Origin of the sequence: Streptomyces sp. BBFR102, assembly GCF_051397025.1 — a bacterium.
In the GTDB taxonomy this organism is placed as follows: Bacteria; Actinomycetota; Actinomycetes; order Streptomycetales; family Streptomycetaceae; genus Streptomyces.
In genome coordinates, this window is the sequence record NZ_CP195757.1 from 601,810 (window position 1) to 619,912 (window position 18,103).

General features: G+C 73.3%; 18 protein-coding genes and 7 tRNA genes. 11 read left to right on the forward strand and 14 right to left on the reverse strand.

All coding sequences use genetic code 11. The features are described from left to right. Nucleotides 1–32 precede the first annotated feature (32 nt). Nucleotides 33–2,015 (reverse strand): threonine--tRNA ligase, encoded by a 1,983-nt coding sequence (gene thrS / locus ACSLIC_RS02735; RefSeq protein ID WP_436736070.1) that lies wholly within the window; start codon nucleotides 2,013–2,015, stop codon nucleotides 33–35. Nucleotides 2,016–2,620: 605 nt separating this feature from the next. Here thrS and ACSLIC_RS02740 point away from each other — a divergent pair. Further along, nucleotides 2,621–3,331, forward strand: coding sequence for a 3'-5' exonuclease (locus tag ACSLIC_RS02740; RefSeq protein ID WP_436740256.1), 711 nt, complete (start codon nucleotides 2,621–2,623; stop codon nucleotides 3,329–3,331). A 67-nt stretch (nucleotides 3,332–3,398) separates the two neighbouring features. On the opposite strand, the gene ACSLIC_RS02745 is transcribed toward ACSLIC_RS02740, so the two are convergent. From ACSLIC_RS02745 to ACSLIC_RS02760, 4 genes are all read right to left on the reverse strand, one after another. After that, a tRNA-Val gene (locus ACSLIC_RS02745) sits at nucleotides 3,399–3,470 on the reverse strand. A 39-nt stretch (nucleotides 3,471–3,509) separates the two neighbouring features. Further along, nucleotides 3,510–3,965 (reverse strand): SRPBCC family protein, encoded by a 456-nt coding sequence (locus ACSLIC_RS02750; protein WP_436736071.1) that lies wholly within the window; start codon nucleotides 3,963–3,965, stop codon nucleotides 3,510–3,512. 382 nt (nucleotides 3,966–4,347) lie between these two features. Beyond that, a tRNA-Val gene (locus tag ACSLIC_RS02755) sits at nucleotides 4,348–4,419 on the reverse strand. 85 nt (nucleotides 4,420–4,504) lie between these two features. Then, entirely contained in the window at nucleotides 4,505–4,945 is a 441-nt protein-coding gene (locus ACSLIC_RS02760) for a TIGR02611 family protein (protein ID WP_436736072.1), read from the reverse strand. Nucleotides 4,946–5,133: 188 nt separating this feature from the next. Here ACSLIC_RS02760 and ACSLIC_RS02765 point away from each other — a divergent pair, with 188 nt between their 5' ends. Both ACSLIC_RS02765 and ACSLIC_RS02770 read left to right on the forward strand, forming a co-directional pair. Continuing rightward, nucleotides 5,134–5,547, forward strand: coding sequence for an SsgA family sporulation/cell division regulator (locus ACSLIC_RS02765; RefSeq protein ID WP_003959770.1), 414 nt, complete (start codon nucleotides 5,134–5,136; stop codon nucleotides 5,545–5,547). A gap of 238 nt (nucleotides 5,548–5,785) precedes the next feature. Further along, on the forward strand, nucleotides 5,786–6,343 hold the full coding sequence (locus tag ACSLIC_RS02770) for a CGNR zinc finger domain-containing protein (RefSeq protein ID WP_436736073.1): 558 nt from the start codon (nucleotides 5,786–5,788) through the stop codon (nucleotides 6,341–6,343). Nucleotides 6,344–6,364: 21 nt separating this feature from the next. On the opposite strand, the gene ACSLIC_RS02775 is transcribed toward ACSLIC_RS02770, so the two are convergent. Then, complete coding sequence (locus ACSLIC_RS02775) at nucleotides 6,365–6,523, reverse strand: hypothetical protein (protein ID WP_023420323.1); 159 nt, start codon at nucleotides 6,521–6,523, stop codon at nucleotides 6,365–6,367. Between the two features lie 183 nt (nucleotides 6,524–6,706). After that, the gene (locus ACSLIC_RS02780) at nucleotides 6,707–7,144 is read right to left on the reverse strand and encodes a hypothetical protein (protein ID WP_436736074.1); all 438 of its coding nucleotides are present in this window, start codon (nucleotides 7,142–7,144) and stop codon (nucleotides 6,707–6,709) included. Nucleotides 7,145–7,323: 179 nt separating this feature from the next. On the opposite strand from ACSLIC_RS02780, the gene ACSLIC_RS02785 reads away from it, so the two are divergent. Further along, nucleotides 7,324–7,836, forward strand: coding sequence for a DsbA family protein (locus ACSLIC_RS02785; RefSeq protein WP_436736075.1), 513 nt, complete (start codon nucleotides 7,324–7,326; stop codon nucleotides 7,834–7,836). A gap of 18 nt (nucleotides 7,837–7,854) precedes the next feature. Here ACSLIC_RS02785 and ACSLIC_RS02790 read toward each other — a convergent pair whose 3' ends face one another. From ACSLIC_RS02790 to ACSLIC_RS02800, 3 genes are read right to left on the reverse strand one after another with little or no spacing between them, the layout of a single operon-like run. After that, nucleotides 7,855–8,694: a GNAT family N-acetyltransferase gene (locus ACSLIC_RS02790; RefSeq protein ID WP_436736076.1), complete on the reverse strand. Its 840-nt coding sequence runs from the start codon at nucleotides 8,692–8,694 to the stop codon at nucleotides 7,855–7,857. Nucleotides 8,695–8,743: 49 nt separating this feature from the next. Beyond that, a complete protein-coding gene (locus tag ACSLIC_RS02795; RefSeq protein ID WP_436736077.1) occupies nucleotides 8,744–9,565 on the reverse strand; it encodes an aminotransferase class IV in 822 nt (273 codons plus the stop codon). Then, nucleotides 9,562–10,632 carry a chorismate-binding protein gene (locus ACSLIC_RS02800; protein ID WP_436736078.1) on the reverse strand — a complete coding sequence of 357 codons (1,071 nt, stop codon included), beginning with the start codon at nucleotides 10,630–10,632 and terminating at the stop codon, nucleotides 9,562–9,564. Before ACSLIC_RS02800 ends, ACSLIC_RS02795 begins: the two co-directional genes overlap by 4 nt. Before the next feature lie 145 nt (nucleotides 10,633–10,777). On the opposite strand from ACSLIC_RS02800, the gene ACSLIC_RS02805 reads away from it, so the two are divergent. From ACSLIC_RS02805 to ACSLIC_RS02825, 5 genes are all read left to right on the forward strand, one after another. Beyond that, nucleotides 10,778–10,850: transfer RNA gene (locus ACSLIC_RS02805), tRNA-Gly, on the forward strand. 32 nt (nucleotides 10,851–10,882) lie between these two features. Then, a tRNA-Cys gene (locus tag ACSLIC_RS02810) sits at nucleotides 10,883–10,956 on the forward strand. A 1-nt stretch (nucleotide 10,957) separates the two neighbouring features. Then, a tRNA-Val gene (locus ACSLIC_RS02815) sits at nucleotides 10,958–11,029 on the forward strand. Nucleotides 11,030–11,052: 23 nt separating this feature from the next. Next, nucleotides 11,053–11,124 (forward strand) — tRNA-Val (locus ACSLIC_RS02820). Nucleotides 11,125–11,175: 51 nt separating this feature from the next. Next, a tRNA-Val gene (locus ACSLIC_RS02825) sits at nucleotides 11,176–11,250 on the forward strand. Between the two features lie 130 nt (nucleotides 11,251–11,380). Here ACSLIC_RS02825 and ACSLIC_RS02830 read toward each other — a convergent pair. From ACSLIC_RS02830 to ACSLIC_RS02840, 3 genes are all read right to left on the reverse strand, one after another. Continuing rightward, nucleotides 11,381–11,662: a zf-TFIIB domain-containing protein gene (locus tag ACSLIC_RS02830; RefSeq protein ID WP_436736079.1), complete on the reverse strand. Its 282-nt coding sequence runs from the start codon at nucleotides 11,660–11,662 to the stop codon at nucleotides 11,381–11,383. 70 nt (nucleotides 11,663–11,732) lie between these two features. Beyond that, nucleotides 11,733–12,671, reverse strand: coding sequence for a phosphotransferase family protein (locus tag ACSLIC_RS02835; protein ID WP_436736080.1), 939 nt, complete (start codon nucleotides 12,669–12,671; stop codon nucleotides 11,733–11,735). A 176-nt stretch (nucleotides 12,672–12,847) separates the two neighbouring features. Further along, nucleotides 12,848–13,057: a hypothetical protein gene (locus ACSLIC_RS02840; protein ID WP_436736081.1), complete on the reverse strand. Its 210-nt coding sequence runs from the start codon at nucleotides 13,055–13,057 to the stop codon at nucleotides 12,848–12,850. A gap of 517 nt (nucleotides 13,058–13,574) precedes the next feature. Between ACSLIC_RS02840 and ACSLIC_RS02845 the strand changes: the two genes are divergently transcribed. Next, on the forward strand, nucleotides 13,575–14,945 hold the full coding sequence (locus ACSLIC_RS02845) for a protein kinase domain-containing protein (protein ID WP_436740257.1): 1,371 nt from the start codon (nucleotides 13,575–13,577) through the stop codon (nucleotides 14,943–14,945). A 101-nt stretch (nucleotides 14,946–15,046) separates the two neighbouring features. Here the strand turns inward: ACSLIC_RS02845 and ACSLIC_RS02850 are convergent, their stop codons facing one another. Next, a complete protein-coding gene (locus ACSLIC_RS02850) occupies nucleotides 15,047–15,691 on the reverse strand; it encodes a TetR/AcrR family transcriptional regulator (RefSeq protein ID WP_436736082.1) in 645 nt (214 codons plus the stop codon). A 186-nt stretch (nucleotides 15,692–15,877) separates the two neighbouring features. On the opposite strand from ACSLIC_RS02850, the gene ACSLIC_RS02855 reads away from it, so the two are divergent. Then, nucleotides 15,878–18,073 carry an ABC transporter permease gene (locus ACSLIC_RS02855; protein ID WP_436736083.1) on the forward strand — a complete coding sequence of 732 codons (2,196 nt, stop codon included), beginning with the start codon at nucleotides 15,878–15,880 and terminating at the stop codon, nucleotides 18,071–18,073. The last annotated feature ends 30 nt before the right edge of the window (nucleotides 18,074–18,103 follow it).

The following is an 18,103-nucleotide window of genomic DNA, read 5'->3' on the forward strand; positions in this document are numbered from 1 at the left end:
ACCGGGGGCCGCCCTCGCGTGCGTACCGGGTCTCAGACCTGGACGCGCCGCTCCACCACGTCGAGGAGCTTGGCGATGGCGTCCCCCCGGGCGATGCCGTTCTCCTGGGAGCCGTCGCGGTACCGGAAGGAGACGGTGCCGGCGTTCATGTCCTCGTCACCGACGATGATCATGAACGGCACCTTGGCCTTCTGGTGGTTGCGGATCTTCTTCTGCATCCGGTCGGAGGAGGCGTCGACCTCCACCCGCAGCCCGCGCGCCTTGGCATCGGCGGCGAACTCCTGGAGGTAGGAGACGTGCGCGTCGCCGATCGGGATGCCGACCGCCTGGACGGGGGCGAGCCACGCCGGGAAGGCGCCCGCGTAGTGCTCCAGGAGGACCGCGAAGAACCGCTCGATGGAGCCGAAGAGCGCACGGTGGATCATGACCGGCTGCTGGCGCGAGCCGTCCGCCGCGGTGTATTCCAGGCCGAACCGCTTCGGCTGCTGGAAGTCGACCTGGATGGTCGACATCTGCCAGGAGCGGCCGATGGCGTCCTTGGCCTGGACGGAGATCTTCGGGCCGTAGTACGCGGCGCCGCCCGGGTCGGGGACGAGCGGGAGGTTCTGCTTCTCGGCCGCCTGGCGGAGCGCCTCGGTGGCCTCCTCCCACTCGGCGTCCTCACCGATGAACTTGTCCGACTCGGGGTCGCGGGTGGACAGCTCCAGCTCGAACTGGTTGAGCCCGTAGTCCCGCAGCAGGTCCAGCACGAAGGTGAGCAGGGAGTCCAGCTCCTGGGGCATCTGCTCCTTGGTGCAGTAGATGTGCGAGTCGTCCTGGGTGAAGCCGCGCGAGCGGGTCAGGCCGTGCACCACACCGGACTTCTCGTACCGGTAGACCGTGCCGAACTCGAAGAGGCGCAGAGGCAGTTCGCGGTAGGAGCGGCCCCGGCCCTTGAAGATCAGGTTGTGCATGGGGCAGTTCATCGCCTTGAGGCGGTAGTTCTGCCCGTCGAACTCGATGGGCGGGAACATGCCCTCGGCGTAGTTCGGCAGGTGCCCGGAGGTCTCGAAGAGCTGCTCCTTCGAGATGTGCGGGGTGTTGACGAACTCGTACCCGGCGTCCTCGTGGCGCTTGCGGGAGTAGTTCTCCATCTCCTTGCGGACCACCCCGCCCTTGGGGTGGAAGACGGCGAGGCCGGGGCCCAGCTCGTCGGGGAAGGAGAAGAGGTCCAGCTCCGTGCCGAGCTTGCGGTGGTCGCGCTTCTCGGCCTCGGCGAGGAACTCCAGGTGCGCCTTCAGCTCCTCCTTGGAGGGCCAGGCGGTGCCGTAGATCCGCTGGAGCTGCGGGTTCTTCTCGCTGCCGCGCCAGTAGGCGGCGGCCGAGCGCATCAGCTTGAAGGCCGGGATGTTGCGGGTGGTGGGCAGGTGGGGGCCTCGGCAGAGGTCCTTCCAGCACAGTTCGCCGGTCTTGGCGTCGAGGTTGTCGTAGATGGTCAGCTCGCCGCCGCCCACCTCCGCGTCGGCACCGTCGGCGGCCTGCGCGGCGTTGCCCTTGAGGCCGATCAGCTCCAGCTTGTACGGCTCGTCGGCCAGCTCGACGCGGGCCTCCTCGTCGGTGGCGACCCGGCGGGAGAAGCGCTGGCCGCGCTTCTGGATCTCCTGCATCTTCTTCTCGACGCGCTTGAGGTCCTCCGGGGTGAAGGGCTCGGCGACGTCGAAGTCGTAGTAGAAGCCGCCCTTGACCGGCGGGCCGATGCCGAGCTTCGCCTCGGGGAAGAGCTCCTGCACGGCCTGGGCCATCACGTGCGCGGTGGAGTGGCGCAGGATGTTCAGCCCGTCCTCGGACGACAGGTCGACGGGCTCGACGCTCTCGCCGTCGCCCGGGGCGTACGCGAGGTCCTTCAGCTCACCGTCCACCCGGGCGGCGATCACGGTGCGCTCGCCGGCGAAGAGGTCGGCGGCCGTAGTGCCCGTCGTCACCACGCGCTCTTCCCGCTCGGAATCGCGTTGGATGATCACACGGACGTCTGACACCGGTCTCTCCTGACTGAGGTGGGGAGCGTGCGCCGGACCTGGCGGCACGCACGGGGCGATGGTACCGAGCCACGGGGGGCGGACGCGAAAGGGTTCCGCCGACACGTCCGCCCGCCCACCCCCTCAAGGCCGCCTACCGTGCCCGCACGACGACGGACCGGTACGGCCTCCTCCCCGATCAAGCCGGACCGGTACTGGCCCCACCCGCTCCGCCCCCGCCTCAACGGACGCACCGACGCCGAGTACTTCTGGGAGCCGGCCGAGGGGCGCTGGAACATCCGTCCGGCGGGGACCAGCCCCCGGCCGCCGGCCTCCTCGGCACCCGGTACGCGGAGTGAGTCGCCGGGGTGCGCGGCCAGGAGGAGCTGGAACAGCCCCGCGGCCCCTCCGAAGGCCCCTTCGCGAAGGCCCCCGTGGGAGCGCTCGTCCTGCACATGACCCGCGAGACCGTCCACCACTGCGGCGAGAGCGGCACCCTGCGCGGCCTGCGGGCGCACCGCCCACAGGACGGCCGAGACGTGGGTTCGCCGCGTACCGGCCCGGACGGACGGGTATCACCTCCCGGGCGGGAAGCCGTCCGCGCGGGTGGGAGGAGCTGGTTCGCCATGACGCACTGGTACGAGGGCCCGTTGGCCGCGCTGAGCCTCTCGGCGACCGGCCCCGACGCCGAGAAGGACCGGCTGGTGACGGCCGCCGTCGTCGTCCAGGACCTGGCGGGGACGCGCCCGAGGGTGCTGCGCTGGCTGGTCAGCCCGGGGGTGGCGATGACCGAGGAGGAGGCCGCGCACCACGGCCTGACGCGGGACCAGGTGGAACGTACGGGGCGCTGGCCGGCGCCGGTGATGGAGGAGGTCGGCCGGGCACTGGCCGGGCACGCGGCGGCGGGCCGCCCGCTGGTGGTCGACGACGCGCCGGCCGCGCTGACCCTGCTCGACCGCGAACTGCGGCGCCACCGCGCCTCGTCGCTCGGCGCCCATCTGGCCGGGGTGCCGCTGAGCGTGCTGGACCCACGCGTCCTCGACACCCATCTCGACCGGTACCGCAAGGGGTCGCGGCGACTGGACGCCCTCTGCGTCCGGTACGGCGTACCGGCGGCGCCGCCGTACGACCCGACGGAACAGGCGCGGACGGCGATCGAGGTGGTCCGGGCACTGGCGCGGGTCTTCGCGCCCCGGTTGCGGCGGCTGACGCCGGGCGAACTCCACGCGCTCCAGGAGGACTGGCACGCCGCACAGGTACGAGGCGGCCCCGCGCGGCGGGCGGAGGGGACGGGCGCGGCGTGGCCGCTGCGCCCTCGGGCGGCGGCGGCCGCCTGAGCGGCCCCGTAGGCGGCCCCGGACAGCGAAGAGCCGGTCCGTCATCGACGGACCGGCTCTCCCGGGGTGGGCGATACTGGGTTCGAACCAGTGACCTCTTCGGTGTGAACGAAGCGCTCTCCCACTGAGCTAATCGCCCGGGAACGCACCGAACCATACAGGCCCCGGGGCCCGGCGTTCAAACCGGCTTCGCGGCGGCGAGCAGCCGCGCCAGCCCCGCCCGCCCGGACCGCATCATCAGGGCGTGGTTGGCGCGGAAGAGAGGACGCCCGGGCACGGCCAGCAGGCGCATCACCCGCGAGGCGACCCGGACGTCCTGGTCGAAGTCGACGCGCGCGCCGCTGGGGACGGCACCGACCCGCCACACCAGTGCCCCCACCAGGTCCCCGCCGAGGGCGGCCTCCAGCAGCCGGGCGTCCGGGTCCCGCCTGCGGACGCGGGCTGTGACCCGCAGGTCGTAGGGGAGCAACGAGCGGAAGCGGAGCACGCCCTCCGTCTCACCGGTGCGTTCCACCTCGCGCACCTCGCGCCACCAGCGGGGGTATCCGGGAACGTCCTCCAGCACCCGGTAGACGGCGTCGGGGGCGGCGGGCACCTCCCAGCGACTGTGGAAGCGGTAGCGGTTCAGATCCATGCCGGCAAGACTGCCCCGCCACTCACACGGCCACGCCCGCCGCACCTTCTGACGCCAAGTCGACAAATACGCCGTCAGCAACCGGCCCGGCGGAGAACATTCCACATTGAGGACGGAAAAGCAGGGAGTACGAAAAGCAGGAAAGGGCGGAAAGCATTTCGGCACGTGAATTCCCGGCATCCGCAGAGAACTGATGAAACGTCACCCGGACGATCCGCGTGGCGTACGCCATACATAGCGACGGAACCTTTACTCCGGACATTTTTCCGCAGACGCCCGCACTACACCCACGGTCACCCGGCGTCACACCCAGGACGGGTCACCCGGCTCCGCACACGACTGCGACCCGAAGGCTGGAAGCCTTCGGGTCGCAGTCCCGGGGTGGGCGATACTGGGTTCGAACCAGTGACCTCTTCGGTGTGAACGAAGCGCTCTCCCACTGAGCTAATCGCCCGGGCGCAGAGAGAACATTACCGCATGTCAGCGGGTGCCCCCGACACCCCCGCGCGCACCGGCCGGACGGCCGGCGCCGACCGGGCTCACCAGGTGATGTTCCAGGGCATCGTCAGCCCGAAGCGCCACAGGTACAGGGCGCAGAGCGCGGCGCCGATCACCACGGCGACCGAGGTCAGGATGAGGTTCCGGCGGCGGACCTTCGGGTCGAGCGCCCGCTGGGCCGCCTCGGTGACCTTCCGGCGCGTCCAGCGCAGCACCAGTTGCGCCCAGACGAACTCCGTGGACCAGACGGCCATGCCGGCGAAGATCACCAGCCACCCCGGCCCGGGCAGGGCCAGCATCAGCACCCCGGCCCCCACGACGGCCAGACCCACCACGAACACGCCCACCTGCCAGCTCAGGTGCAGGGCCCGGCGGCGCCGGACGAACCGCGGCGCCCGCGAACCGAGCCGGTGCTCGGGCTTCTTCTTCGCTCCACCCTCCACCACCGCGGTGGAACCGGCGTCGTCACTCCCCGTATTCATGGGGACAAACCTACCCGACGCACGCGCCCAGCCGGAATGGCCGCACCCGCCCCGAATACTCGGCCGTACGAGGTATCTCGCGCTTCGCAAAATGCCCAGAGGGGTTTACGACGGCACCGTAGGTGGCATGTCGATTTCGCCGACGTGCGAATCCCCGAGCGCACACTGAGCGAAAGGCCCTGGCGCTTATGAACACCACGGTCAGCTGCGAGCTGCACCTGCGCCTCGTTGTGTCGAGCGAGTCCTCACTGCCTGTTCCCGCAGGACTGCGGTATGACACGGCCGATCCCTATGCCGTGCACGCCACCTTCCACACCGGAGCCGAGGAGACGGTCGAGTGGGTGTTCGCCCGCGACCTCCTCGCCGAGGGCCTGCACCGGCCCACCGGCACCGGCGACGTCCGAGTCTGGCCGTCCCGCAGCCACGGTCAGGGCGTCGTCTGCATCGCCCTGAGCTCCCCCGAAGGTGAGGCTCTGCTCGAAGCCCCGGCGCGGGCGCTGGAATCCTTCCTGAAGCGCACGGACGCGGCGGTGCCCCCGGGCACCGAGCACCGTCACTTCGATCTCGACACGGAACTGTCGCACATCCTGGCGGAGAGCTGACCCTTCCGGGCCAGCGCGCCAGCTCCGCCCGGCCGCCCGACTCGGGGAGGCGGCCCGGGGTCCGACAACCGCTCACGGAGTACGAGTGCCGCCACCGCGCGTCCGGCGCGGGAGGCGGCACTCGTGCGTCCGGCGCCTGCCGCAGTGGTCCCTTCTCCCGGCGGGCGCCGGACGGGCTCGTCTACCATCGGCCAGCACCGGCGGGCACCGGCCCGACCTCCAGGCCAGGGAGCGACCCGTGCTGATCACCCACGACACCCGATGTGCGCTGGACGCCGTGGTCGGCCTGCTGAACACCGCGGAGGGCAACGGCCGCCCGGACGGACTGGCCGACGCCACCGCGTTGCGTGCCTTCGTCGACGCGCACGGGGTGAGCGACGTGGGGCAGCTCGATACCGGGGACCTGACCGCCGTGCGCCAGGTGCGGGAGCGCTTCGAGGCGGTCTTCGCCGCCGAGCGGACGGGGGACGCGGCCCTGGTGATCAACGAACTGGTGGCGGCGGCCGGGACCACGCCCCGGCTCACCGACCACGACGGCTTCGACTGGCACGTGCACTACTTCGCGCCGGGCGCCTCGGTCGCCGACCACCTCGCGGCCGACGGCGGGATGGCGCTGGCGTTCTTCGTGGTCGCCGGGGAGCGTGAGCGGCTGCGCCGGTGCGAGGCGCCGGACTGCGCCAACGCCTTCGTGGACCTCTCCCGCAACCGCTCGCGGCGCTACTGTTCCGGCCGTACCTGCGGCAACCGGCTGCACGTGGCCGCGTACCGGGCGCGGCGCCGGGAGGCGGCGGGCTGAGCGGCGGGCCGGCGGCCCGCCTCACAACAGGAACAGGTCATGCACCGCCCCGAGCATCAGCAGGCAGCCGATCACCAGAAGGAAGATCATCAGCGGCGGCTGGGAGAGGGCGAAGAGGCAGCCGCGACGCTCGGCGTCGGGGCGTGCGGGGGCGTGTTCGGGCGGTGTGGTGTCGAGCATCTCGCGGAGATCATGACCCGCCCGACCAGCCCTGAAAGGCCGTCTGCCAGGGGCGGGGCGCCATGTTCACCGGTTCCCGTGAGCGCGCCACGTGCGCGCCAAGGCGCGCACGAGGAAGCCGCGCGCCCGGGGGCGTACGCCGCCTCGGGGCGCGCGGCGGGAACGATCTCGCGCGCGGGTCCCTCAGATGCCGTGCTTCTTGAGGATGGCCTCGATGTCGGAGAAGTCGTCGTCCCCGCCGGCCTGCTTCTTTCCGGTGGCGGGGGCCTGGGCCGCCGACCCGGCGCCGGTACTGCCGCCGACGGCGGGGCGCGCGGAGCTGTCGACCGCCCCTGGTGCCCCCGCCGCCCGCTCCTTGCGGTTCCCCCGGCGGCGCTCGATCGTCCGGGTCGTCATGAAGAGCAACCAGGCGAGTCCGAGGATGCCGAACCCGGCCCACGCGCTCGGGCTGAAAGCGGTCCTGACCACCCACGCGACCGCGCCGGTCAGCACCAGTCCGGCGGGGACCAGGGCGTAGGCGGCGATCCGCGTCGCGGTGAGGAACCGCTTGCGGTAGGCGGTCACGGCGGCGATGCCCAGGCCGGCCGCGGCCACGGCTGAACACACGGTCTCGGCAAGCATCCGGTCCTCCAGGCAGGTGAGTGCGGCTCCTTCCATCCTGCACCGACCGGGGTGCGGATGGCCACGCCCCGTGGCGCCGGCCGCCCGATCTCCGGGAGATCTCCGGGACGCTCTCCTCCCCACGGGCGGGTCGGCCGCCGGATTCGGCCGGCCGGTGCCCGGCTGGAAGACTGTCGCCCATGAACGACTCCTCTTCCCCCACCTCGCCCGTCGTCCTCGACGTCTGGTGCGAGCTCCAGTGCCCCGACTGCCGCACCGCCCTCGGCGACCTCGACGCCCTGCGTGAGCGCTACGGCAACCGTCTGGACATCCGCCTGCGGCACTTCCCGCTGGAGAAGCACCGGCACGCCTTCGCCGCCGCCCAGGCCGCCGAGGAGGCGCTGGTACAGGGCAAGGGGTGGGAGTACGTCCGCGCGGTGCTGGACCGCGCCGAGGAACTGGACCGCGCGGGCGAGCCGCTGCTGGTCGAGATCGCCGGTGAGCTGGAGCTGGACGCGGAGGAGTTCGACACCGCGCTGGTCGACGGCCGGCACATCCTGATCGTCGACGCCGACCAGGCCGAGGGCAAGGCGCTCAAGGTCACCGGCACACCGACCTACGTGATCGGCGGGGAGCGGCTGGACGGCGGCAAGAGCCAGGAGGGGCTGCGGGCCCGGATCGAGGAGATCGCCGACCGGCTGCTGGCGGGCTGAGCCGGCGCCCCGGCCGCCTCAGAGCCGCTTGGACCAGTGGAGGCGGGTGGTGGTGTAGCCGAGGGAGTCGTAGAGCCGCCTTGCCGGGGTGTTGTCCGCGAAGACGTGCAGCCCGATGGCCCGGTCGCCCGCGGCGAGGGCGGTGCGCTCGGCGAGGAGCATGAGCGCCCGCCCGAGCCCGCGGCCCCGGCACTCCGGGCGAACCTCCACGTCGAAGACGTACGAGCCGGGTGTGCCGGGCGCCGCCTCGCTGGAGGTGACCCAGACGTGTCCGGCGGCCACGCCGTCCGCCTCCACCACGCCGAAGGAGACGCCCGGGGTGTCGAGGCCCTCGGGGAGGTTGTCCCGGTAGCTGGCCTCGGACTTGGTGCGGGCCTGCTCCTCGGTGAGGCCGCGGGAGCTCCACTCCCGGGCGTATCCGGCCCGCGATTCGGCTTCCCAGGCCGTGTACTCCTCGGGGGTCATGGGGCGTGCGGTGACGCCGGGCGCCAGCGGTGGCGGGGTGGGCGGCAGGGTCTTCACCATGTTCCGGCCGCGCTCGGTCCATCCGAGAGCGGTGGCCAGGCGCAGCGCGGGACCGGCGTCGCCGGGCACCGTGCAGCGGACCATGGTGCAGCCCCAGCCGCGCAGCACCTCCTCGGCGGCGAGCAGTGCCACCGTCGCCCTGCCCCGGCCCCGGTCGGCCTCCCGCACGGCGAGGCCGTCCAGGAGGCCGACGGTGGGGCCCATGCCGGGGGCGGTGCCGATGTGCAGGCTCCCGGCCGGCCGGCCGTTGACGCAAATGTCGTACGGCCGGAGGCGGACGGTGCCGTCCGGCTCGCGCTGAAGCGGCGCGGAGGGCCGCAGGGTGGTGGTCATCGGTCCGGTTCTACCCCTGCCGACCGCACCTGTCACCACGGTTTCGGGCTCAGGGGTCGATGTCGGCGGCGGACCGCTCCGCGAAGATCCCGATGGCCTTGGCGGTGACTGGTCCGGGGGCGGCGGCCAGGGTGCGGCCGTCGACCCGGTGAACGCCCTGCACGTCGCGGAGGGAGGAGGTCAGGAAGATCTCGTCGGCCCGTTCCAGGACGTCCATCGGCAGGTCGGTCTCGCGCGCCCCGGTCCACTCCACGGTCAGCGCGCGGGTGATCCCGGCGAGGCAGCCGGAGGAGACCGGCGGGGTGTGGATCTCGCCGTCGAGGACGACGAAGACGTTGGAGCCGGTGCCCTCGCAGAGCGCGCCGACGGTGTTCGCGAACAGCGCCTCGGTGGCCCCCTGTTCGCGGGCGCGGGCGAGCGCGACCACGTTCTCGGCGTACGAGGTGGTCTTGAGGCCGGTCAGCGCGCCCCGCTCGTTGCGGGTCCAGTCGACGGTGACGACGGCGGTCGTCTCGGGGCGCCGGTGGGCCTCGCCGACGGCTACGACGAGGGTCGGCGGCTGGTCACCGCGGTCGGAACCGAGCGGGGAGAGGCCGCCGGTGTAGGTGATCCGGAGCCGCCCCAGTGGGACCGGTTCGGCCGCGAGCACGGCGGCGCAGGCGCGGCGCACCTCGTCGAGGTCGGGTTCGGGCAGGCCGAGGCCGCGTGCGGATCGTGCGAGGCGGTCCAGATGGCGGGTGAGCGCGAACGCGCGGCCGTCGACCGCCTTGAGCGTCTCGAAGACGCCGTCGCCGACGGTCAGCCCGTGGTCCAGGACGGACACCTGCGCGGTACCGGCGTCCCGCAGGGCGCCGTCGAGCCAGATCTTCACGTAAGGGTTCCTCCACTCGCCTCGTGTCCCGCAGACGCTATCGCCAGCAGCCGGGACGCCTTCAGCTCGGTCTCCCGCCACTCCCGCTCGGGGTCGGACCCCCAGGTGATACCTGCGCCGGTACCGAACTTGAGTGCCACGCCGCCGCCGTCGGCGGGTTCCGTCCAGAAGGTGCGGATGCCCACCGCCAGTTCGGCCGTACCCCGCTCGGCGTCGACCCAGCCGACCGCGCCGCAGTAGGGGCCACGGGGTACCGGTTCCAGGGCGCGGATGATCCGCAGCGCGCTCGACTTGGGCGCCCCGGTGACCGAGCCGGGCGGAAAGGCCGCACCGAACAGCTCGGGCCAGCCGGCGCCCGCCGCCAGGGTGGCCCGGACCGTGGAGACGAGGTGGACCAGGCCGGGGTGCTTCTCGACCACGCACAGTTCCGGGACCTCGACGGAGCCGGTGGCGGCGGCGCGGCCCAGATCGTTGCGGACCAGGTCGACGATCATGACGTTCTCGGCGTAGTCCTTCTCCAGCAGGTCCGCCTCGGTGGCGCCGGTCCCCTTGATGGGGCCCGATTCCACGACGGGCCCCCGCCGCCGCAGGAACAGCTCGGGGGAGGCGGTGGCCACCCCGATGCCGTGGGCGGGGATGCGGACCGTTCCCGCGTAGGGGGCGGGGTTGCCCCGGGCCAGCAGGGCGGTGAGGGCGTCGACGTCGGCGGCCGGGCCGTCCGGCAGCGGCGCGGAGAGCACCCGGCAGAGGTTGGCCTGGTACACCTCCCCCCGCGCGACGGCGGCCCTGATCCGCCGTACGCCCGCCGTGTACGCGGCGTGCCCGAGGGAGGACTCCCAGGCGTCGGGGGCGGGCCCGCGCCAGGCTCCGGGGCGCGGTGCGGGTACGGGGGCCTTGCGCACCTCGTCGAAGCGTGCGCAGGTCAGGCCGGACTCGAAGTCGGCGACGACCGCCCAGAAGCCCGCCGAGCCGAGCGCCTCGGGATCGTGGGTGACGTCGCGCAGACCGGTGGCCAGGAGCTCGCCGAAACGGGCCAGCGGGGGAAGGGGGGAAGCGGGGAGGCGCACGTTCGCGAGTCCAGGTCGGCCCGCCTGCCACGGCCGCTCGCCGAGGTCACCGCAGCACGCTGCGCAAACGCGTTTTTGTGCTGGCCCAGGAATCCGCTAGAGTTCAACACGTCGCCGGGACGCGCAAGCGCCCCGGGAAAGACAAGCGGACGTAGCTCAGTTGGTAGAGCGCAACCTTGCCAAGGTTGAGGTCGCCAGTTCGAACCTGGTCGTCCGCTCGGCGTGGGGGATCTTCCCGACCCCCTGCGGTGGTGGAGTGGCCGAGAGGCGAGGCAACGGCCTGCAAAGCCGTCTACACGGGTTCAAATCCCGTCTCCACCTCCAAGGACGATTAGCTCAGCGGGAGAGCGCTTCCCTGACACGGAAGAGGTCACTGGTTCAATCCCAGTATCGTCCACTCGGAACCTCACGGTTCCGCCCGCGCGATTAGCTCAGCGGGAGAGCGCTTCCCTGACACGGAAGAGGTCACTGGTTCAATCCCAGTATCGCGCACGCAGTACCACAGCCCCGAACTCCGGCCGGTCTCCGGTCGTGGTCGGTCCCGCGCGATTAGCTCAGCGGGAGAGCGCTTCCCTGACACGGAAGAGGTCACTGGTTCAATCCCAGTATCGCGCACCATCCGGAGCCCCCGGCCGCCTCAGGCGGTCGGGGGCTTCTTCGTCGTGCGCTCCCCGATCTCCGACGGCCGCGTGCCCGGGTCGGCCTCTCCGGCGTGGAGGCCGACCCGGGCACGGACGGGGCCGGTGGGTCAGGAGGAGAAGAGCATGCGGCCGAAGCCGCGGCGGTGGCCGTAGTGGTGGCCGCCATGGTGCGGGGCGCCCCAGGCCGGGGCGGGCGGCGCCGGATACGCCTGCGGCGCGGGCGGGGCGGCGGGCGGCGGGGCCTGCTGGGACCACTGGGACTCCAGGCGGGTCAGCGCCTCCAGCTCCCCGTAGTCCAGGAATATCCCCCGGCATCCCCCGCACTGCTCGATCTGGACACCGTTGCGGTTGTAGGTGTGCATCGGGGCGTGGCACTTCGGACAGTTCACGTTCGGCTCAACTCCTCGCCTGTGGACGGGACCTGCGCGGGGATACTGCCCCGGCGCGGTCCCTGGCACCCTACGTCGCCGCGTCCAGGGCCCGTCCGCGCGGGAGCGGGGCCATCCTGGCGCAGGCGTCCACGAAGGCGGACTCGTCCTCGTCCAGGGGCCGTGCGGCCCGCTCCGCCTTGACCAGGGCCTGCGCCGCGATCTGGGCCGTCAGGGCCCGGGCCGGGCTGTCCAGTTGGCGCCACTCCTCCCCCGGGGGGCCGGCCGCCGTGCCACCCGCCTCGCGGTACGCGGCCAGGAAGCGCACCCAGTCCTCGGGGGCCATCAGGCCGCAGGCGAACCAGGCCGCCGGGCGGGCCAGGTCCCACAACGGGTCGCCGAGCCCCATGTCGTCCACGTCGATCAGCACCCAGCCTCGCCCCGGTTCCGGGTCGCGCACCAACTGCCCGAGGTGGAGGTCGCCGTGGCAGACGGCCGGGCCGGGCGCCGTCGGCACCGGGACACCGGTGCCCGCCGCGAGGACCGCGTCCCGGGCAGCCCCCCGGAGCGGGGAGTTCCGCAGCCGGTCGAGGGCGCGCTCCACCTTCTCGGGGCCGCGGGCCGGGGGTGGCGCCGCGCCGAGGACCGAGGGCGGCGTCCGGTGCAGGCGGGCCAGCAGCACGGCGGTCTCCTCCCAGGGGGCGGCGCCGGGGGCGGCGGGGTCCACCGGGGTGCCGTACGGCCAGCAGGTCAGCAGGCGGCCGGCCACCCGCGCGGGGGCGCCGGGCAGCGGGCGCAGCACGACGCCGGCCAGGGCGGGCGAGGCCGCGGCGGTGAGGCGCGTGCGCAGGGCGGGGCCGGCGTCCGGGGCGTGCGCCTTCACCACGACGTGGCCGTGGCGCACCACCGTGCCGTCCGGCCGGTCGGCCAGGACGCGGACGGGGCAGGTGCAGGGGCGGGACGGGGCGACGGGGTGGGCTCGGCGGGCCGCGTGGTCGGCCAGGGCGGCGTGCAGGTCCTCGCATGGCATGGGGTCAGCTTGCCTGGCGCCCGCGCGGCGCGCCCGCCGGGGAGCGGGTGCGCGGCGCACCTTCGGCGGCTCCGGGTGCACGGGGACGCCCGCGCGGCGTGCCGCGCGGGCGTCCTGTCGTCCGTCGTACCCCCCGTCCCCACGGGGTCCCGGGCCGCTCTCCCGGACCGGGGCGCTCAGCGCCCCAGCATCACACCTACGGACGACGCCTGTGCCACCACCGCTTCCCAGCCGCCGAAGAGGACGACGAGAAGGGCGGCCAGGGGAAGGACCATCGCCGTGGCGACCAGCGGGTGGCGCCGGTCCCCGCGCGGCGGGCCGAAGGGGCGCACCGCCGGGAGCGCCGCCGGTGTGCGGCGTCCTCGGGTGCGCAGCGCTTCAGCCATGGTCCTCTCCTGTTCGTTCCGGACGGCGGCAACCCGGGCCGTGATGCGCGGCGTGTCCGCTGTCCGAGAAGAAATCTATGCGCGGGGCGGCGGCGGAGCGTCATGCCGGCGTACCGATGTACGGGCCTCCCGCAGGATGACGGGGCCGGCTCCGGCGTACTCCTGTGGTTGCAGGGCGGCGGCGCGGGTGGTGACTTCGCTCACGCGTACGAGGCGGCGCAGGAGCACGGAGCGTGGCCCCGGGGCTCGTCCGGGTGTCCGGCCCGGGGTGGGTGCGCGGCCGGGAAGGGATGCCGCCTCGGTGCGATGTCGTGTCGACGGGGCGTCAGAGGGGGGTGCCGCACCGCCTGTTGGAGCCGAGAGGGCGTCAACAGGGTAGGGGTCGAACGCCTGGTGACCGGCGTTCAGTTCGCCGCTACCGCACGCGGAATCGATGCGCAAGCAAGGGCGCGGCCTGAGAGCGCCGGGGGCCGGGGAACCGTAAGCTGTGGCTCGTCACAGGGACCGGGCAGCGGAGATGGACATGGCGATGATGCGGCTCCGACGCGAGGACCCGCGTGTCGTCGGCTCGTTCAGGCTTCACCGGCGGCTCGGCGCGGGCGGGATGGGCGTGGTCTATCTGGGCTCCGACCGGCGCGGCCAGCGGGTGGCACTGAAGGTGATCCGCCCGGATCTTGCCGAGGACCAGGAGTTCCGGTCGCGGTTCGCTCGCGAGGTCTCCGCCGCCCGGCGCATCCGGGGTGGCTGCACGGCGCGGCTGGTCGCCGCCGATCTGGAAGCCGACCGGCCGTGGTTCGCCACCCAGTACGTACCGGGGCCCTCGCTGCACGACAAGGTCGCGGACGAGGGGCCGCTGTCGGCCGCCGACGTGGCCTCGGTCGGGGCGGCGCTCTCCGAGGGGCTGGTCGCGGTCCACGAGGCGGGGGTGGTCCACCGGGACCTGAAGCCGTCCAACATCCTGCTCTCTCCCAAGGGCCCTCGCATCATCGACTTCGGCATCGCCTGGGCGACGGGGGCCTCGACACTGACCCACGTGGGGACGGCCGTGGGCTCCCCGGGCTTCCTCGCGCCGGAGCAGGTGCGAGGCGCCGCGGTCACCCCCGCCACCGACGTCTTCTCGCTGGGGGCGACGCTGGCGTACGCGGCGACGGCCGACTCGCCGTTCGGGCACGGCAGCTCCGAGGTGATGCTGTACCGCGTGGTGCACGAGGAGCCGCACCTCGCGGGGGTGCCGGACGCGCTGGCACCCCTGCTGCTGGCCTGCCTCGCCAAGATGCCCGAGGAGCGGCCGAGCACGCTGGAGCTGTCGCTGCGACTCAAGGAGATCGCGGCGCGGGAGGCGCAGGGGCCCAGTGACGCCCGGGCGCCGGGGCCGCGGGGGGAACCGGACCGGCCGACGGGGCGGCTGACCATGCCTCCCGAGGGGCAGCGCACGCAGCGCCATCAGCACTCCGGGGTGAGGCCGCATCCCTCGGGGGCGCGGGCGCAGGCACCGCGTACCGGGGCGGGGCGGGGCGGTCCCGAGTCGGCCCGGAACCCGAACTCCGTCTCCCGGCCCCGGACCGGGGGGAGTCCCCGGGCCGGGGCGAACCCGAGGACCGGGGCGGCGCGGCCTCCCGGTCAGGGGCCGCGGACAGGGCGGCGGGGCACGGCGCCTCGCGGTACCGGAACGGGGCGGCGGCCTGCCAATCCTCGGTTGCTGCGGCAGCGGTTGGTGGTGTTCGTGGTGGTCACGTTGATGGTGGCGCTGGGGATCGCCGCCGCGCAGGGGTGCCAGGGGCCGGCCCACGGGGCCGGCTCCGGTGGGGGGCGTGTTGCTGTGAGCGGGGCTGAGGAGGCTCCTGCGGTCAGCTTCGACGTGCCCGTCTCCGGTGAGGGCCGTCACTGAGCGGCCTCAAACGCCGACCAGGCTGAGTCTGGCCGGGCCGGGGGGATTCTCGGGGCGGCTGCGAGGTGGTGGGCGCGGGGCGCCCAGGTGGGGGCCGGGCGTCAGTGGTGGGCGCGGCGGCCCTGGCTGACGGGGGCCAGGAGCATGCCGGTGATGGCGTCCGAGAGGAAGTCGCCGGTGGCCTCCCAGCGGGGGGCGGTGGCTTCCCGGTCGGCCTCTTCCTCGATCTCCGCACAGGCCGAGGTGATGATGTGGGTCATGAGCGCGGCCCGCCCCCGCACGATGTTGGCGGGGAGGCGGTCGAGGCGGGCGACGATCGACTGGATGATCCGGCCCGCGGCGGGCGCCTCGCCGCCCAGGTCGCGCAGGATCTCCGCGGCCTGCGGATCATGCACGGCGGCACGGGCGAAGCGGGCCCGCCAGGTCGGCTGCCCCTCCCCCGCCTGCCGGGCGAGTTCGCCCAACGCGTCGGTGGCGGGCACGACCAGGCCGCGGACGTCGTCGAGGAGTGATTCGGAGGCGGCGGACATCTCCTGGCGGCGCGGCTCCAGGACGGTGACGTGCCGGGTCAGCAGGGCCCGCAGCAGGCCCTCCCGGCCGCCGAAGTAGTAGCCGACGGCCGAATGGTTGCTGTTGCCCGCCGCCTCGGCGATCTTGCGGTCCGAGGTCTGCGCGATCCCCACCTCCGCGAACAGCCGTTCCGCCGCGTCGAGCAGCGCCGTGCGGGACCTGTCTGATCTGGCCATCGGTGGTCGCGTTCTCCAAGGTGGCGTACGCCTTGACGGACGTGGGGACGGAGGCCAACCTAGCCCATCCCGCACTTTTAAGTCAGGTGGCGTATGGTGGTTCGTGTCCGGCGGCCCCCCACTCAGTGCGGCGTGGCGAGACAGGTCCGTCGCACTTCCCTCGAAACTCACAGCTAGGAGCAGTACGTGGACCCGTCCACCAGCGCCCCGCCGGACGGCGGAGCAGCGGTCGAAGAAGTACCCCCGGGCCCACCACAGGAGGACCGCAAGGCCCGGATCGCGCGGTACGTCGCGCTCTTCGCCATGCCGTTCCTGATGGTGACGATGATGTACGCGACGTACGTCGGCACCATGCACTCCCCCGCCCCGCGGGACCTGCCCGTCGCCGTGGTGGGCTCGGGTCCCGCCGCCGAGCAGCTCGTCGCGGGGCTGGACGCCGCGCCCGGGGAGAGCGTCGACGCACGCCTCGTCGCCACCGAGGACGAGGCCGTCGGCCTCCTGAAGGACCGCGAGATCGTCGGCGCGCTGCTGCCGCCCGCCGAGACCGGTGGCACGGCCACCGTCTACACGGCCAACGCTGCGGGGGCCTCCCAGGCGAGCACCGTCCAGCAGGTGCTGGCGCCGGTCGCGGTGGAGAACGACTGGCGCACCACGGTGGAGGACGTCGCGCCGCTCGCAGAGGGAGACATGTCCGGCACGGCGGTGCTGTTCGCCGGGATGGGCATGATGCTCGCGGGGTACATCCCGCTGAGCATCATGGCGATGTCCCTGCCGTACTTGCTGCGGCTGCGGCGCTTCATCCCGCTCGCGCTGGGCTGGTCGGCCGTGACCAGCACCATCATCTGGGCCATCCTGGGCCCGGTGGTCGGCGCCGTGGACGGGCACTACCTGCAGTTCCTCGGCGTCGGCATGCTGGCGACCGGGGCCGTCGCCCTGACCCAGCTGCTCTTCACCAAGCTGGTCGGTCCGCTGGCCGTGCTGTTCGGCATGCTGCTCTGGGTCGTCTTCGGGATGCCCGCCTCGGGGCTGTCGCTGTCGGTCCACACCATGCCGGGCTTCTTCCAGTTCCTGCACGGGGTGCTGCCCCTGCCGGCGGCGGGCGAGGCGCTGCGCTCGCTGCTGTACTTCGACGGGCGGGGCCTCGGTTCCCACCTGCTGACGCTCGCCGTGTGGGCGGTCGCCGCGCTGGCCCTCTGCCTGCTGAAGGAACGCCGCTCCGGGCACACGATCCCGGCCGCCCCCGCCGTCACCGGACCCGAGGAGCCGCTGCCCGCGCTGGCCGGCGGCCCCGTCCGGGCCCCGCGCACGCGGTACGTCGCCGCCGTGCTGTTCCCGCTGTCGATCATGGTCGCGGTGGTCGGGCTGATGAGCGGCTCGATGCACAAGCCCGAGGTGCGGGACATGCCGGTGGCCGTGGTCGGTGCCACGCAGGAGCAGGCGCGGCAGGCCGTCGCGGGCCTGGAGCCGAGCCTCGGTGCCATGTTCGACCTGCGGCCGGTCGACTCCGTGAAGGAGGCCACCGGTCAGCTCACCGACCAGGAGGTGGCCGGGGCGTACGTGCTGCCCACCGCTCCCGACGGCGGCGCCCAACTGCTCACCGCCTCGGCCGCCGGACCCAGCCAGCAGTCCGTTCTGCAGGGCGTCTTCCAGCAGGTCGCCGAGAAGCAGCACATGGCGCTGGAGACGAAGGACGTACGGCCGCTGACCGAGGACGACACCATGGGCTCCAACAGCCTGTACGTGGCGATGTCCTGGATCATGGCCGGGTTCCTGATCATGTCGGTGCTCCGCGGTGGCGCCCCCGAGCTGCGCAGGCTCCGCCAGTTCCTCCCGCTGCTGGCGGGCTGGGCGGTCGGCATGGCCGTGTGGCTCTGGTTCCTCTTCGACGTGCTGATCGGCGCGGTGAACGGGCACGCGGGCGTGCTGATCGGCGCGGGCGCGGCCACCATCTTCTGCGTGGCGCTGGCCGCCGGTGCCTTCACCCGGACCCTCGGGCTGGCGGCGGTCGTGCCGGTCATGATCGTGCTGATGCTGCTGGGCGTCCCGGCCTCCGGCGGCGGACTCCCGATCTCCATGGTCCCCGAGATCTTCCGCACCCTGCAGGACGTCCTGCCGCTGCCGGCCGCTGTGGACCTGGCCCGCTCCCTGGTCTACTTCGACTCCACCGGCGTCGGCGGCAACCTGCTGACCATCGCCGCCTGGGGCGGCGCCGGCCTGGTCCTCAACCTGCTCGCCGACCTCTGGCTGGCGCACCGCGCCCGGCAGGGCAAGGGCATCCCGGCTGAGGTGCCCCGGGCGGGGGCACCCGGCACGGCCAGGCAGGCCGAAGCCGAGGAGCAGCAGGAGGACGCCGCTCTGGCCGGCAGCGCTGCCGCCTCCTGACTCCGGCACTCTTGTGCCCCCGGCCTCCGC